General features: G+C 65.1%; 20 protein-coding genes. 15 read left to right on the forward strand and 5 right to left on the reverse strand.

Features of this window, described 5'->3' with window-relative positions:
- Positions 1 to 2: 2 nt before the first annotated feature.
- From J2Y55_RS19660 to J2Y55_RS19675, 4 genes are all read right to left on the reverse strand, one after another.
- Positions 3 to 671 carry a TetR/AcrR family transcriptional regulator gene (locus tag J2Y55_RS19660; RefSeq protein ID WP_310157019.1) on the reverse strand — a complete coding sequence of 223 codons (669 nt, stop codon included), beginning with the start codon at positions 669 to 671 and terminating at the stop codon, positions 3 to 5.
- A gap of 9 nt (positions 672 to 680) precedes the next feature.
- Positions 681 to 1,463: a methanethiol S-methyltransferase gene (mddA, locus tag J2Y55_RS19665; RefSeq protein WP_310157021.1), complete on the reverse strand. Its 783-nt coding sequence runs from the start codon at positions 1,461 to 1,463 to the stop codon at positions 681 to 683.
- A 340-nt stretch (positions 1,464 to 1,803) separates the two neighbouring features.
- A complete protein-coding gene (locus tag J2Y55_RS19670; protein ID WP_310157023.1) occupies positions 1,804 to 2,070 on the reverse strand; it encodes a hypothetical protein in 267 nt (88 codons plus the stop codon).
- 105 nt (positions 2,071 to 2,175) lie between these two features.
- On the reverse strand, positions 2,176 to 3,633 hold the full coding sequence (locus J2Y55_RS19675; protein WP_310157024.1) for a cation-efflux pump: 1,458 nt from the start codon (positions 3,631 to 3,633) through the stop codon (positions 2,176 to 2,178).
- A 177-nt stretch (positions 3,634 to 3,810) separates the two neighbouring features.
- Here J2Y55_RS19675 and J2Y55_RS19680 point away from each other — a divergent pair, with 177 nt between their 5' ends.
- From J2Y55_RS19680 to ureC, 9 genes are all read left to right on the forward strand, one after another.
- Positions 3,811 to 4,260 (forward strand): VOC family protein, encoded by a 450-nt coding sequence (locus tag J2Y55_RS19680; RefSeq protein ID WP_310157026.1) that lies wholly within the window; start codon positions 3,811 to 3,813, stop codon positions 4,258 to 4,260.
- A 62-nt stretch (positions 4,261 to 4,322) separates the two neighbouring features.
- Positions 4,323 to 4,568 (forward strand): type II toxin-antitoxin system VapB family antitoxin, encoded by a 246-nt coding sequence (locus J2Y55_RS19685; protein WP_310157028.1) that lies wholly within the window; start codon positions 4,323 to 4,325, stop codon positions 4,566 to 4,568.
- Entirely contained in the window at positions 4,568 to 4,996 is a 429-nt protein-coding gene (locus J2Y55_RS19690) for a type II toxin-antitoxin system VapC family toxin (protein WP_310157030.1), read from the forward strand. Before J2Y55_RS19685 ends, J2Y55_RS19690 begins: the two co-directional genes overlap by 1 nt.
- The gene (locus J2Y55_RS19695; RefSeq protein WP_310157032.1) at positions 4,993 to 5,886 is read left to right on the forward strand and encodes a PfkB family carbohydrate kinase; all 894 of its coding nucleotides are present in this window, start codon (positions 4,993 to 4,995) and stop codon (positions 5,884 to 5,886) included. The genes J2Y55_RS19690 and J2Y55_RS19695 overlap by 4 nt, the downstream gene beginning before the upstream one ends.
- A 116-nt stretch (positions 5,887 to 6,002) precedes the next feature.
- Positions 6,003 to 6,854, forward strand: a complete 852-nt coding sequence (locus J2Y55_RS19700) for an urease accessory protein UreD (protein ID WP_310157034.1) — start codon at positions 6,003 to 6,005, stop codon at positions 6,852 to 6,854.
- A 10-nt stretch (positions 6,855 to 6,864) separates the two neighbouring features.
- Positions 6,865 to 7,206: a hypothetical protein gene (locus J2Y55_RS19705; RefSeq protein ID WP_310157036.1), complete on the forward strand. Its 342-nt coding sequence runs from the start codon at positions 6,865 to 6,867 to the stop codon at positions 7,204 to 7,206.
- Positions 7,203 to 7,823, forward strand: a complete 621-nt coding sequence (locus tag J2Y55_RS19710; RefSeq protein WP_083269318.1) for an urease subunit gamma — start codon at positions 7,203 to 7,205, stop codon at positions 7,821 to 7,823. Before J2Y55_RS19705 ends, J2Y55_RS19710 begins: the two co-directional genes overlap by 4 nt.
- A 9-nt stretch (positions 7,824 to 7,832) precedes the next feature.
- Positions 7,833 to 8,675, forward strand: coding sequence for a DUF1003 domain-containing protein (locus J2Y55_RS19715; RefSeq protein ID WP_404978979.1), 843 nt, complete (start codon positions 7,833 to 7,835; stop codon positions 8,673 to 8,675).
- Positions 8,676 to 8,720: 45 nt separating this feature from the next.
- Entirely contained in the window at positions 8,721 to 10,457 is a 1,737-nt protein-coding gene (gene ureC / locus J2Y55_RS19720; RefSeq protein WP_310157042.1) for an urease subunit alpha, read from the forward strand.
- Between the two features lie 236 nt (positions 10,458 to 10,693).
- Here the strand turns inward: ureC and J2Y55_RS19725 are convergent, their stop codons facing one another.
- Positions 10,694 to 11,317: an FMN-dependent NADH-azoreductase gene (locus tag J2Y55_RS19725; protein ID WP_310157044.1), complete on the reverse strand. Its 624-nt coding sequence runs from the start codon at positions 11,315 to 11,317 to the stop codon at positions 10,694 to 10,696.
- 76 nt (positions 11,318 to 11,393) lie between these two features.
- Here J2Y55_RS19725 and J2Y55_RS19730 point away from each other — a divergent pair, with 76 nt between their 5' ends.
- The 6 genes from J2Y55_RS19730 to ureG all read left to right on the forward strand — a co-directional run bounded on the left by J2Y55_RS19730 (position 11,394) and on the right by ureG (position 14,830).
- On the forward strand, positions 11,394 to 11,813 hold the full coding sequence (locus J2Y55_RS19730) for a winged helix-turn-helix transcriptional regulator (RefSeq protein ID WP_404978980.1): 420 nt from the start codon (positions 11,394 to 11,396) through the stop codon (positions 11,811 to 11,813).
- A gap of 205 nt (positions 11,814 to 12,018) precedes the next feature.
- Complete coding sequence (locus tag J2Y55_RS19735) at positions 12,019 to 12,327, forward strand: putative quinol monooxygenase (RefSeq protein ID WP_310157049.1); 309 nt, start codon at positions 12,019 to 12,021, stop codon at positions 12,325 to 12,327.
- A 26-nt stretch (positions 12,328 to 12,353) separates the two neighbouring features.
- Positions 12,354 to 13,073 (forward strand): urease accessory protein UreE, encoded by a 720-nt coding sequence (locus tag J2Y55_RS19740; RefSeq protein ID WP_310157051.1) that lies wholly within the window; start codon positions 12,354 to 12,356, stop codon positions 13,071 to 13,073.
- Positions 13,074 to 13,082: 9 nt separating this feature from the next.
- Positions 13,083 to 13,760, forward strand: coding sequence for an urease accessory protein UreF (locus J2Y55_RS19745; RefSeq protein ID WP_310157052.1), 678 nt, complete (start codon positions 13,083 to 13,085; stop codon positions 13,758 to 13,760).
- 2 nt (positions 13,761 to 13,762) lie between these two features.
- Complete coding sequence (locus J2Y55_RS19750) at positions 13,763 to 14,194, forward strand: DUF3995 domain-containing protein (protein WP_310157501.1); 432 nt, start codon at positions 13,763 to 13,765, stop codon at positions 14,192 to 14,194.
- 3 nt (positions 14,195 to 14,197) lie between these two features.
- Positions 14,198 to 14,830, forward strand: a complete 633-nt coding sequence (ureG, locus tag J2Y55_RS19755) for an urease accessory protein UreG (RefSeq protein WP_310157053.1) — start codon at positions 14,198 to 14,200, stop codon at positions 14,828 to 14,830.
- Positions 14,831 to 14,837 lie beyond the last annotated feature (7 nt).

A 14,837-nucleotide genomic window follows, 5' to 3' on the forward strand; every position in this document is an offset into this window, starting at 1 on the left:
TGTCACCTCTTCGGCGAAGCTCCTTCCGCCATGCGAATGAGATCGCCCACGCGCCGCAAGGATTGGCGCAGGGGCGAACCCTGCTTTTCCAGGCCGAGGAGATAAAGGCTCTCCGCCCCGATGAAGGCGTTGGCGACGAGGGCGCCGACCTCCTCGGGCGAGAATAGGCCCAGGCTGCCTATTTCAGGCTCGCTCCTGCGCACGGCATCCACGATGAGATCCACCCAGCCCATGATCCCGGCGCGAATGACCTCGGCGACGGCTTGGTCATGCCAACTGGCGGCGATGAGCTCCTGCAGAACGCGCACATAGCCCGAGCCGATATCGTCGTCGAGATATTGGCAGGCGCGGTCCCATCGCTCCGATAGCGTGAGTGTCGCGTCGCCGAACATGGCGTTCTGGCGATTGAGCAACTGCGCGTTCAGATACTCGAAGAGCGCGAGCACGAGCCCTTGCTTGGAGCCGAAGTGATAGTGAATCTGGCTCAGCGGCACGCCTGCGGCAGCAGCCACCTCGCGGGTCGACAATCCGGCATAGCCGTTCTGGCGCAGCACCTGCTTGGCCGCCTCGAGCAGCGTGACGCTGGTCTCCGGTTTCTTCGACAACGCGTCCGCCATGCCAATCCTTCCAACTCCCCGCCGGCACCTCATCCGAGAAGCGCCTGGGATCATCCGCCGCCGCTATGGGCGCTTCAACCCTGCGGGCGGCGTTTCAGGGGAGGCATCTGCGGCAGCCTTACGCCTGGGAAGCGGAATGAGCATCGATACCTGCTCGCGATAGCGGCGATACTGATCGCCGAACAACCCGATCAGATCGCGTTCCTCAAGATAGATTCCGATCAGGATGTAGCCGGTGGTCGCGATCGCAAACAGCAAATGCCCGGCCGTCATGGCGGGCGTTGCCCAGAAGGCCAGCAGGAAGCCGAGATAGATCGGATGCCGGACCTTCCTGTAGAAGAACGGCGTCTTGAACACCGGCTCGGGCAATGTTCGGCCGCGTAGCCGGGCATGGACCTGGCGCAGGCCGAACAGCTCGAAATGATTGATCAGGAAGGTGCTGATCAGCACGACGGCCCAGCCGACCCAGAAAATGACCTGCAAGGCCCCGGCGCCGACCGGAGCGGTCACCGACCAGACCAGTTCGGGCATCGGCCGCCACTGCCAATAGAGCAGTACCAGCGCCAGGCTCGCGAGCAGCACATAGGTCGTCCGCTCGACCGACTGCGGTACGAAACGCGTCCACCAGCGCTTGAACCCGGGCCGAGCCATGACGCTGTGCTGAATGGCGAAGAGCCCGAGCAAGACCATGTTGATCAGCAACGCCGGAGCGAGCGGCCCGGCTGCGCCGCTGTCGATCGTCTTGGGCACCGGCAGGTTGCCGACGAAGGCGATGGCGTAAAGGAACGTGCCCAGGAACAGCAGATAGGCCAGCACACCGTACAGAACTGAAGCGATGCCACCCATGGCGATGCCTCCTTGCCGTGGAGCTGCCGAAGGCCGCGATGTCGCGCCTTCGTTCGGTCGAACGACCGATGTTGCCTGAGCGTAATATCGGTCGACCGACCGAGTCAACTGTCGGATCGATCCTGTCGTTCCACGGATCAATCCGAACGGCTCTGGCATCGGCCCGAAAAGCGGGAACCGGTTTTCGGAGCAAGCCAATGCGGGATCAAAGGCATCGGCCCCAAAAGTGGGAGCCGGTTTTCGGGACAAGCCGATCAAAACCCTACCGCATCAGACCGAATACGATATTCGGCCTGATGCGGTAGGCGCGGGCTCAATGCGCCGTCAGAGCCTTAGGAACTCAACGCCAGCCGGCTTCCTTATCGCAGGCGGCGCGCGCCGCCGGGTTGCTCTTCTCCCATTGCGTGATCGAGCGGGTCTCGTTGTCGCTCATCTTGTTGTTCATGCAGACGCAATATTTGCGCACGATCGGCTCGGCCGCGCCGCCGGCATTGTCGATCAGGCATTGGCCGACCCATTTGGCGTCATCGGCGCTCTGGGCCATGGCGGCTTGGCCGGTAAACAAGGCGATTGCGATGGCGGCGGTCGCGAGAATGGCAGGCTTCATCAGTGATGTCCCTCGTCATGCCTCGCTGTTCGGAAGCGACAGCGTTTGGCGGCCGCAACCTCTCACCGGGACGTGGACCTGGAATGCATCAGCTGTGAATGGCGGTCACAATCCGGGCAGCGGATCGGGCGTCGTCACCATGCGCGCCGGCTCCGCATGGCTGACGAGCCGGCAGACCTGCGGGCGGGCGATCCGAACCGCCCGCTCGATCGCATCGACGGCGGCATGAACGGCCGCGACATTGAGCGCGGGATCGACGCGGCAATGATAGTTCACCACCAGCCCGTTCTCGGTCTGGCGCACGCGGACGCTGTGAATGTCGTGGATCGGCCCGCCGAGTTTCGAGGCTTCGCCCGCAAGGGCCTTGCCGATGTCCTCGACCGTCTCCCAGGCGGCGTTGTGGCCGGCCGGCGCACCAGTCTCCATCGGCTCGATATGGGTCTCGACCTCGGTCTCGCCGCCGAATTCCTCCCGGATCGCCGCTTCCAGCCGGGTCGCGATGTCATGCGCTTCGCCCAGGGGTAGTTTGGCGTCGACCTCCATGTCGAGGCTCACCGAGAGCCGTCCGCCAATGGTGTGGACGGTGACGTGATGCGCCGGGATCTTGAGCTTGAGCGCGATCAGCAGGACCTTCTCCAGCGCCGTCTCGTCATCGACCTGGATCGGGTTGGCGGCGATGGTGATCTCGGCGCCGGGCTCCTCCTTCTCCACGGCGTCGAGCAGCGCCTGCTTGATCGCCACGACCCGGTCGAGCGGCAAGGTGCGCGAGACGCGGATGCCGATCTCGCCATAGGTTCGCCCGCCGGCCGGACGGACCCTGATCCAGTCGATCGCCACGATGCCCGGCACGGCCGCCGCGATCTTGTTCAAGCGCTCGCTGACGCCTTCCGGGGCGGCATCCATCAAGGTGTTGATGGTTCGCCGGGCGAGCCTGAAGGCGGAAAAGGCGGTGAAGGCCGCGATCGCGAAGGCGGCGATCGTGTCGGCGCGCGGCGCGCCGGCCCAGACGCCGATGAGACCGGCCAGCACCAGCGCGGAGCCGACGAAATCGGTCGAGAAATGCGTCGCCTCGCCGGCCAGCGCCTCGCTGCCGGTCTCCTTGGCGACGCGGCTGAGCGAGCGCCAGCGCAGCGCATCGACGGTCATCGAGAGCAGCATCACGCCGATGACCACGGGCGTGACGGCGACATATTCGGCGATGCCGAGCCACAGTCGCGAGCCGGCCTCCCAGAGGATCGCGCCGGCGAGCGTGAACAGGATCGCGGTTTCGACCAGCGCGGCCAGCGCCTCGAGCTTGCCATGGCCGTAATGGTGCTCCTCATCCGCCGGCTTGTCGGCGGCATGGACGGCAAACCAGGTGAACAGGGTCGAGCCGATATCGACCAGGCCCTGGAGGGCGTCGGTCAACAGGGCCAGCGAGCCCGAGATCATCGCCGCCACGACCTTCGCGGCCGTGAGCAGGATGGTGGCCATCACGGACAACATCGCCGCACGGCGCTTGATCGCGCTGATCTGCAGGGCGGTCGGCGCCGGCCGCTCGTCTGCGTTGTCCGTTCTCGTCATGGCAAATCCCGTATCGGGCTGTCATCAATGGGTCAGAGCAGGATTTGGGGTCAAAACAGGGCTTGGTCCGAAAACCGGCTCCCACTCTTTGGTATCATGCTCTAGGAATGCGCAGGGTTTGGCCCGATCCGGGATCGAGATCAACCCGCCCATGATCGAAACAAGAGGCAGTCCACGATGCGCTATCTCCACACCATGGTCCGCGTCACCGATCTCGACGCAGCGCTCGATTTCTACGTGACCAAGTTCGGGCTGGTCGAAACCCGCCGCATCGAGAACGACAAAGGCCGCTTCACCCTGGTCTTCCTGGCCGCGCCCGACGAGGTCGAGACCGTCAGGGAGCAGGGCAGCCGCGGCCGCCCGACGCTGGAACTGACCTATAACTGGGATCCGGAGGTCTATACCGGCGGCCGCAATTTCGGCCACCTCGCCTATGAGGTCGACGATATCTACGCCACCTGCGACAAGCTCATGAAGGCCGGCGTCACGATCAACCGCCCGCCGCGCGACGGCAACATGGCCTTCATCCGCTCGCCCGACAATATCTCGATCGAGATCCTGCAGAAGGGCGATCCCAAGCCGCCGGCCGAGCCTTGGACGAGCATGCCGAACACCGGAGCCTGGTAAGGCGCGCGGTTGTCTCTGATATCAGGCCCTGATATCATCAGCTGATATCAGGGGATCTGATTATGGGAATTCTCATCAGAGACGCGCAGATCGATCGCGATGTCCGCGAACTCGCCGAACAGGATGGCTCGACGCTTCAGGGCGCGATCGGCTTGGCCGTGCGCCTTGAGCTGGAACGGCGTGCCGAAAGGCGCAAGCTCGTCTTCGCCGCCGCCGAGAAAGCGCGCGCCCGTCTGGCGAAGTTCGACCTCAAGGGCGACGGACTGTCTCACAAGCAGTTCTTCGACCGAGAATATGGCGATGCCTGATGTTTCTTGATGCCTCGGTGATTTTGGCTGTTCTGCTCCAGGAGCAGGAGGGCGACGCTGCTCTCGAAGCGATTGTCGTATCCGCGCGGATCAGATCCTCCGCTTTGGCGGTATTTGAGGCTTCGTCCCGGCTGGCGAGGCACGGGGCGACGTTCGATGAGGCTTTTGCCACCGTTATGGACTTCATCGGCGACGTGAAGGGCGAGATCGTGGATATCGGCGAACCGGCCATGAGGGCCGCCCATGCCTGCGCTGCCCGCTACCATCACCTCACCGGTCATGCCGCCCGTCTCAATATGGGCGATTGCTTCGCCTATGCCGCTGCCCGGACGGCGGGGCTTAAGCTTGCCTACAAAGGCAACGACTTCATCCACACCGATATTGACGGGCTGCGTTTCGGGCCGGAGACCCCGTCGGCTCGCTCATGACCGGCGTCTTCTCCCTCGGCATCGCCACGCTCGATTATGTCTACAGCGTCGAGACCATGCCGACGCGCGGCGAAAAATATCGCTCGCGCGATCTCGCCGTAGTCGGCGGCGGCTGTGCCGGCAACGCCTCGGTCGCGATCGCGCGGCTCGGCGGCCGTTCATGGCTGGCGACACGGCTCGCCGACGATCTGACCGGGGACCAGATCGTCGCTGAACTCAGAGGCGAGGGCGTCGACACCGGCTTCTCCCTCCGTGCTCCCGGCCTGCGCTCGCCGGTCTCCGCCATCCTGGTCGATGCCGAAGGCGAGCGCATGGTGATCTCCTATTCCGATCCCGCCATGCCGGTGACGCCCGATTGGCTGCCCGATAGCTTGCCGGAGGGGGCGGGCGCGGTGCTGGCCGATACGCGCTGGGGCGAGGGCGCACTCGCCGCCCTGGTCCTGGCACGCAAGGCCGGCCTCCCCGGCGTACTTGATGCCGACCGCAAGCCGCCCCATCCCGATCTCGTCGCGACCGCGAGCCATGTCGCCTTCAGCGCGCAGGCGCTGCGGGAGTTGTCGGAGGAGGAGGATCCGCGCCTCGGCCTCGCCAAGGTCGCCCGCGATGCCGAGACTTGGCTGGCGGTGACGCTCGGCAAGGAGGGGGTGCTCTTCGTCGAGAATGGCGAGATCGCACATATCCCCGCTTTTCCCGTCGCGGCGGTCGATACGCTGGGCGCAGGCGATGTCTGGCACGGCGCCTTCGCGCTGGCGCTGGCGGAGGGGCAAGGCGAGCGCGCGGCGATCCGTTTCGCCTCGGCGACGGCCGCGATCAAATGCACGCGCTTCGGCGGCCGCGCCGGCGCGCCGCGGCGCGAAGAGGTCGAGCGCTTTCTGGCGCAGGCCGGCTGAGCGTCGCTCTGTGGCGAGTCGCTGCCAAAAATTTAGGCAGACGGGCTCGCGCAAGCCCTTGCTCGGACAAGAGCCGCACGGAAGATTGGCTGCGCTCATTTGTTTCAAGGTTTGCCATGTTCGCGCCGCCCGTTCCGGCAGCCCATGATCCGTTGTTGCCGGCCTATGTGCGGGCCGATGGTGGCGTGCGGTTGCGCTTCGGCCGGGTCGGGGCGCGGACGCATCGTCTCGAACTGGCGGAATCGGGCGGCTACCGCGCCCGTTTTCCCACGACCTTCGACGCAAGCTGCGAGGCTGTGCTGATCAACACCGGCGGCGGCATGGCCGGCGGCGACGCGATGCGGGTCGCAGCCGTGCTGGAGGCCGGCAGTGACGCGGTCATCACCAGCCAGGCCGCCGAGAAGATCTATCGCAGCCAGGGCACTGAGACGCGCATCGACACGGCGCTCACGCTCAAGGCGGGCGCGAGCCTGGCCTGGCTGCCGCAGGAAAGCATCCTGTTCTCGGGCGCCAGGCTCGCGCGCAACCTGACGATCGATCTCGCGGCGGATGCCAGGCTCGTCGCCTGCGAGTCGGTCTTCTTCGGCCGCAGCGCCATGGGCGAGGCGATGCTGCGAGGCTCGCTGCGTGATCGCTGGCGCATCCGGCGTGAGGGCAGGCTGGTCTTCGCCGATGATCTGCGGCTCGAAGGGGCTGTGGCGGGGAGCCTTGCGCGCCCTGCGATCGCCGCTGGCGCGCGCGCCTCCGCCACGCTGGTCGCAGTGGGGCCTGAGCACCTCCTGGGGCTCGATGATGTGCGCGGGCTGCTCGCCGACGCCCTTCCCGATGTCGAGGCGGGCGCCGGCATCGTCTCCGATATCCTGGTGGTCCGTCTGCTCTCACCGGATGCACAGGCGCTCCGTCGCGCCCTCGTCACGCTGCTCGGGCATTTGACCGGTCGTGCGCTGCCGCGCACCTGGTCAATTTGAGGAGAGCATCATGCTGGCGATCCACGGTCTGAAATGCATCTATGACACCGGCGCTCGCGGGTGGGCGGTCGAGCTCGCTTTGAGCGGCGAGGGCGAGGAGGCGGTGCGCCGCTTCGATGTCGACGGTCCCGATGACGCGGAGATGCTGATCGAAGCCTTCGACGAATCCACCTCCAGCACCTTCGACCCCGCCACCGGCGAGATCGTCTTCGCTTATGAGTACGCCGAGCTTGACGGCGATGAGGACGAGGACGACGAGTCCGAGGAAGACGGCGACGAAGACGAAGAAGACGACGAGGAGGTCGCCGAAGACGAGACCTCCGAGGATAGAGACGAAAAGGTGAAGGCATGAATCTGACGCCGCGCGAAAAGGACAAGCTGCTCGTTGCCATGGCTGCCATGGTGGCGCGGCGACGGCTCGAGCGCGGCGTCAAGCTGAACTATCCCGAAGCCGTCGCGCTCATCACCGACTATGTCGTCGAAGGTGCGCGCGACGGCAGATCGGTCGCCGATCTGATGGAGGCCGGTGCCCATGTCATCACGGCCGACCAGGTCATGGACGGCATCGCTGAGCTGATCCACGACGTCCAGGTCGAGGCGACCTTTCCCGACGGCACCAAGCTCGTCACCGTGCATGAGCCGATCCGCGGCTCGGCCGGCAGGCTCAAGCCCGGCGAGGTCACGACGCTGCCGGGCGACCTGATCATGAATGAGGGCCGCGAGAGCCTGACGCTGACCGTCGCCAATAGCGGCGACAGGCCGATCCAGATCGGCTCGCATTATCATTTCTACGAGGCCAACCCGGCGCTGCGCTTCGAGCGCGACAAGGCGCGCGGTTTCCGGCTCGACATCCCGGCCGGCACGGCGGTGCGCTTCGAGCCTGGCCAGACCCGCGAGGTGAGGTTGGTGGCGCTCGCCGGCAAGCGCGAGGTCTATGGTTTCCGCCAGGATGTGATGGGCAAGCTTTGAACGGACTGGTTGGTAATGAGTGATATCCTGAACGAGGCCGATCTGCCGCCTGCCGAGGCGGTGGCGCAGCTCAGCAAGAAAAAGGGCGTCTGCGCGCTCACCGGCGTCGAGATGGCGCGCAAGAACCTCGTCGTCCTCGACAGCCTGCGGCCGACGCTGGCCGAGCATATCAGGCGCGATTTTCCCGAGCTCGAAGACCACAGCCTGATCAGCATCAAGGAGCTGGCGCGCTATCGCACGCGGTATGTCGAGGAGATCCTGCGCGAGGAGCACGGCGAATATTCCGATCTCGATCGCGAGGTCGCCGAGAGCATCGCCCGGCAGGAGACGATCGCCGAGAACATCGAGGATGATTTCGAAGAGCATCGGACGCTGGGCGAGCGCCTCTCCGACGGTCTCGCCAAGTTCGGCGGTTCCTGGTCCTTCCTGATCAGCTTCGGCCTTGTCCTGGTCGTCTGGATGGCGATCAATGCGATCATCGGCGAGGGCAAGGCCTTCGATCCCTATCCCTTCATCCTGCTCAATCTCGTGCTGTCCTGCATTGCCGCGATCCAGGCGCCGATCATCATGATGAGCCAGAAGCGGCAGGAGGAGAAAGACCGCCTGCGTTCCTCCAACGACTACCAGGTCAACCTCAAGGCCGAGCTCGAAATCCGCCATCTCCACGAGAAGATGGACCATCTCATCACCAGGCAATGGCAGCGCCTGGCCGAGATCCAGCAGGTCCAGCTCGAATTGCTGCAGGATCAGGCGCGGCCGAAGCCGAAGCGGCGTAAGCCGGCTGCGAAGAAGAAGCCGAAAGCGAAAGCGGAGGGCTCGCCATTGTCACCGGCCACGCCCGAACCGGCCTGAGTCTTGCTGGCAGGTTTTTAAGAAAACAGGGATCCGAGAACCCCCATGCCCTTTCCCTTCCCACGCAACGCCTACGCCGCGATGTTCGGCCCCACCACCGGCGACACGGTGCGCCTGGGCGATACCGAACTCGTCATCAAGGTCGAGAGCGATTTCACCACCTATGGCGAGGAGGTGAAGTTCGGTGGCGGCAAGGTCATTCGCGACGGCATGGGCCAGAGCCAGGTCCGCAATGCCGACGGTGCGGTCGATACCGTCATCACCAATGCGCTGATCCTCGACCATTGGGGCATCGTCAAGGCCGATATCGGCATCAGGGCAGGCCGCATCTGCGCCATCGGCAAGGCCGGCAATCCCGACATCCAGAGCGGCTTCGGTAATTTCAACCCGTCCGAGACCATCATCGTCGGGCCCGGAACCGAGGCGATCGCCGGCGAAGGCAAGATCATCACGGCCGGCGGCTTTGACAGCCATATCCACTATATCTGCCCGCAACAGATCGAGGACGCGCTGATGAGCGGGCTGACCACCATGCTCGGCGGCGGCACCGGCCCGGCCCATGGCACGCTGGCGACGACCTGCACGCCCGGCCCCTGGCATCTCGGCCAGATGATCAAGGCGGCCGACGCCTTCCCGATGAACCTCGCCTTCGCCGGCAAGGGCAATGCGGCGCTGCCCGGCGCGCTGATCGAGATGGTCGAGGCTGGGGCCTGTGCGCTCAAGCTCCATGAGGATTGGGGCACGACGCCGGCCGCGATCGACAACTGCCTCTCGGTCGCCGACGACTATGACGTCCAGGTGATGATCCACACCGACACGCTGAACGAGTCTGGCTTCGTCGAGGACACGATCAAGGCCTTCAAGGGCCGCACCATCCACGCTTTCCATACCGAGGGGGCGGGCGGAGGCCATGCGCCCGACATCATGAAGGTGGCGGGGCTGCCCAATGTGCTGCCCTCCTCGACCAATCCGACGCGGCCCTTCACGGTCAATACGCTGGATGAGCATCTCGACATGCTCATGGTCTGCCACCACCTCTCGCCCTCGATCCCGGAGGATCTCGCCTTCGCCGAGAGCCGCATCCGCAAGGAGACGATCGCCGCCGAGGACATCCTGCACGATCTCGGTGCGCTCTCGATGATGTCGTCCGACAGCCAGGCCATGGGCCGCGTCGGCGAGGTCATCACCCGCACCTGGCAGACCGCCCATAAGATGAAGCTGCAGCGCGGGCCGCTGCCGGAGGATGCCGGCACGGGGGCGGATAATTTCCGCGCCAAGCGCTATGTCGCGAAATACACCATCAACCCGGCGATCTCGCATGGCATCTCGCGCCATATCGGCTCCATCGCCGTGGGCAAGCTCGCCGATCTCGTGATCTGGTCGCCGGCCTTCTTCGGCGCCAAGCCGGACATGATCATCAAGGGCGGCATGATCGCGGCAGCCCCGATGGGCGACCCCAACGCCTCGATCCCGACGCCCCAGCCGGTGCATTACCGCCCGATGTTCGGCGCCTTCGGCAAGGCCGTGACCTCGACCTCGCTGGTCTTCGTCTCGCAGGCCGCGATCGCCAACGGCTTGAAGCAGCGATTGGGTACCGACAAGGAGATGGTCGCGGTCGAGAACACGCGCGGCGGCATCTCGAAGAAGAGCATGATCCACAACGACGCCACGCCCGACATCCAGATCGATCCGGAGACCTATGCCGTGGTGGCAGATGGCGAATTGCTGGTCTGCGAACCCGCCAAGGAACTGCCGCTGGCGCAGCGCTATTTCCTGTTCTGAGAGCCGCGAGTTTTCTGCCTAACCTCGCCGTCATTCCGGGCGTAGCGAAGCGAAGACCCGGAATCCGTCGTAGAGGGCAGAGCTTTACGATGGATTCCGGATCGGCGCGGCTTGCGCCGCTTGTCCGGAATGACGGCGAGGATGGCCACTAGGTGCAACCTCGATCTTAGCAGCACAAACGTCGATCTGTGCTACTAAGCCTCACGAAAGCGCAATGATATCAAAGCAGTCTGTGGTCACGCCGCCTTGGGCAGGGTCGGCTTGAGCGCGGCGGCGGCCTCCTGCGCGCTCGCCAGCGCCGCCTTGCGGTGCTCGGGGCTGAAGTTGATGCCCTCGGCGCGGACGAACTCGACATCGCTGATGCCGATGAAGCCGAACACGGCGCGCAGATAGGGCTCCTGGAAATCGAACGCTGCAGCCGGCGCGCCGGGCCCGTAGAGATTGCCGCGTGCGATAGCGATGATGACGCGCTTGCCACCGGCCAGGCCCTGGGGACCGTTCTCCGAATAGCTGAAGGTCTTGCCGCGGACGGCGATGCGATCGATCCAGGCCTTGAGCTGGGTCGAGATGGTGAAATTGTACATCGGCGCGCCGATCACGACGGTATCGGCGGCAAGGAACTCGTCCATGATCGCCGTGCTGGTTGCGACCTCGCCTTGAAAGTCCTCCATGCCGGGCGCGCCGGCTGCGGCGGCGAGATAGGCGCCCGAGAGATGCGGAACCGGATTGGCGGCAAGGTCGCGATAGGTGACCTCAAGGCTCGGATCGGCCTGGCGCAGACGGGCGACGATGGCTGCCGAAACCTCGCGGCTGGCCGAGTTGTCGCCGAGGATGCTGGAGTCGAGATGAAGCAGTTTCATGGGAAGCCTCTCTGGTATATGTTTGATACTGAGGCTATGTACGAGCCTGCCTAAACCACGACAAGGAGGCACATTTTTGGAACAGGGGCACACGGATGTGACCGATAGCTGCCGCGTTGTGGCACCGATCCTGAACCGCATCGGCGACAAATGGACCGTCCAGGTCGTCCGTCTGCTTGGCGATGGTCCCAGGCGCTTCAACGAGATCAAGCGCATGGTCGATGGCGTTTCGCAGCGCATGCTGACCCTGACCCTGCGCGGGCTCGAGCGCGACGGGCTGGTCAACCGCACGGTCTTCCCGACGATCCCGCCGCGCGTCGATTATGAGCTGACCGATCTCGGCCGCTCGCTTTGGCTGCCGGTCCAGGCGCTCGGCCTGTGGGCCTATGAGCATCATGGCGAGATCAGCCTGGCGCAGAAGGCCTTCGACAAGCGCGCCGGCATCGGCGAGGAGCAGCCGCGCAAGATCGCAGCAGTGGGCATGGCCGGACGCTAGATCACGCCGCATTCGGACGGAAACGTCCGAATGCGGGCATCGCTCCTGCGAAAAACCGGTAGCCACTTTTTTGCGCAACGCTCTGACGCGTCTTTTTTGTTAATCTTTGGTCAACCATGCAGCTTGTGCTGTTGCATCCGAATACAACGTCGAGATGTAGTCGATGAATCAGGCAACCCTCGATCGTTCCGGAGTTTCAGGCCGTATGTCCGATCCGATTATCGTCATCGCCCGGGCGCAGGTGCTGGCCGAGGCGCGCGCCACATTCACTGCCGCTGCGCGCGACTGCATCACCACCACCCGCCGCGAGCAGGGCTGCCTCGCCTATGACATGCATGAGAGCCTCACCGAGCCTGGTCGTTTCCTGACTGTCGAGCATTGGGAGACGCGGGCCGACATCGATCGGCACATGGCCGCGCCACATCTCGTCGCCTTCCTCAATGTCGCAGGGGCTTGCGTCAGCGCCCCTCCGGTGATCGAAGTGATCGAACCGCGATCCATCGATCGCCTCTGATCCACCATCGTCACGGGTTTAACATCATGCTGCGTGCCACCTCCGTCGTTCGCAAGGCTGCAGTCAAAGCAGACAAGATCGTCGAGACGCTGACGCTCGACCATGAGGATCGCAATCGTCGCCGTCTTGCGCTCAAGGGCGATGGCGGGCTCGACATCCTGCTCGACTTGGACAAGCCGACCGCGCTCGGAGACGGCGACGCGGTCAGGCTCGAAGACGGCCGATTGGTCGTGATCAAGGCCGCCGCCCAAAGCCTGCTCGAGATTCGCGCCGAGAACCCGCTGCGCCTGATGCGGCTGGCCTGGCATATCGGCAACCGCCACACTCCGGCTGAGATCAGCGGCGACGCGATCTATATCGAGAACGACCATGTCCTGGCGGAGATGATCCGTGGCCAGGGCTGCGCCATGAGCGCCGTGACGCGCCCCTTCCAGCCCGAGCGCGGCGCCTATGACCACGGCCACGACCATCACGACCACGGGCATGACCATGGCCACGCCCATGCGGCGGATGCTTGCGGCTGCGGGCACGACCACCATGCCGGCCACGGTCACGATCATGCCCATGACGACCACGCCCACCATGATCACGGGCACGGCCATGCGGGCCATGATCACAAGGCTCATGACCACAAGGCTCATGACCACGCCGCGCATGCTCACGGTGATGACTGCGGCTGTGGGCATGATCACGGCCACAAGCATGGCACTGAGCATGGTCACAAGGGCCACAGCCACGACCATTGAGCGCTGCTCATGTCGTCGGCCCATCTCCCGCTCATGGTCTGGCTGTCGCCGTCCTTCCCGGTCGGCGCCTTCGCCTATTCGCATGGGCTGGAATGGGCTTTCGAGGCGGGCGACCTTCACGACGCCGCGACGCTGCGGGACTGGCTCGAGGTGCTCGTCGTCCATGGCTCGCTGCGCAACGACCTGATCCTGTTCGCCAGTGCCTGCCGCATGGTGGCTGCCGGCGACGATGCAGGCCTCATCGAGACTGCGGAACTGGCCCTGGCGCTGGCCAATTCGGCCGAGCGCCGGCTGGAAACGGTGACGCAGGGCAACGCCTTCATCGCAGCGGTGCGCGCCGCCTGGCCCTGCAGCGCGATCGAGCATCTGCGCAGCATCTGGCTGGGCGATATTGCCTATCCCATCGCCGTCGGCGTGGCTTCTGCCGGTCACGGCCTGCCGCTGCGGCCCTCGCTGGAGGCCTATGGGCTCGGCTTCGTCGCCAATCTCGTCTCGGCCTCGGTGCGGCTCGGCATCGTCGGCCAGACCGATGGGCAGCGCATCACGGCCGGTCTCGTGCCGGCCTTGCATGAGGCTGCGGCGGCAGCCGAGATAGCGACGCTCGACGATCTCGGCGGCTGCGCCCTGCGCTCCGATCTCGCATCTTTGCGACATGAAACCCAGTATTCGCGGCTGTTCCGCTCGTGAGCATGGCGGTCGCGACGGCTCTGGCGCTCGTTCTGGCCGCGATTGCAGGCTTGCATCTCTATTGGGGGCTGGGCGGCCTCTGGCCGGCCTCGACCCAGCAGGGCCTCGTCAGCGCCGTCGTCGGCGATGCGAGGCTGAAGCGCATGCCGTCGCCGCTCCTGTCCATCATTGTCGCTGCTGCGATTGCGCTCACGGCGCTCTGGCCGTTGCTGCTCGCCGGGGCTTTCGCGGGCGCGGCGCCCCGCCTGCTCATCATGGCCGCGGGCGTCGCGATCATGGCCGTGTTCTTGCTACGAGGGGTCGCAGGCTATGTGCCGGCCTGGCGGCGAAAGCATGCGCTCGAACCTTTCGCCACGCTCGACAGGTGTTGCTACGCGCCTCTATGCCTCGCGATCGCCGCAGGCTACGCGGCTCTGCTCTTCGAAGGATTGTGATCGGTGACACGCTCTCCCCACGGCCCCCTGCGCGTCGGCATCGGCGGCCCGGTCGGCTCCGGCAAGACCGCGCTGATGGAGGTGCTCTGCAAGCGCATGCGCGACACTTATGATCTCTGCGCCATCACCAACGACATCTACACCAAGGAGGATGCGCGCCTGCTGACGGTGGCGGGTGCGCTGCCGCAGGAGCGCATCATGGGCGTCGAGACCGGCGGCTGCCCCCATACCGCGATCCGCGAGGACTGTTCGATCAATCTCGCCGCGGTCGAGGAGATGCGGGCTAAGTTCCCCAATCTCGACATCATCCTGATCGAGTCCGGCGGCGACAATCTCGCCGCGACTTTCTCGCCCGAGCTCGCCGACCTGACGATCTACGTCATCGATGTCGCGGCCGGCGAGAAGATCCCGCGCAAGGGTGGGCCGGGCATCACGCGCTCGGACCTGCTCGTCATCAACAAGACGGATCTCGCCCCCCATGTCGGCGCGGATCTTGCCGTCATGGACCGGGATTCGCGGCTGATGCGGGGAAAACGCCCCTTCGTCTTCACCAATACCAAGGAGGGCGAGGGCGTCGACGCCGTGGTCGAGTTCATCGAGACCGCAGGCGGGCTCCGGGCTGCCCCGGCCGCCTGAGGCCTAG

This window comes from Allobosea sp. BE125 (assembly GCF_031456075.1).
Classification (GTDB): domain Bacteria; phylum Pseudomonadota; class Alphaproteobacteria; order Rhizobiales; family Beijerinckiaceae; genus Allobosea.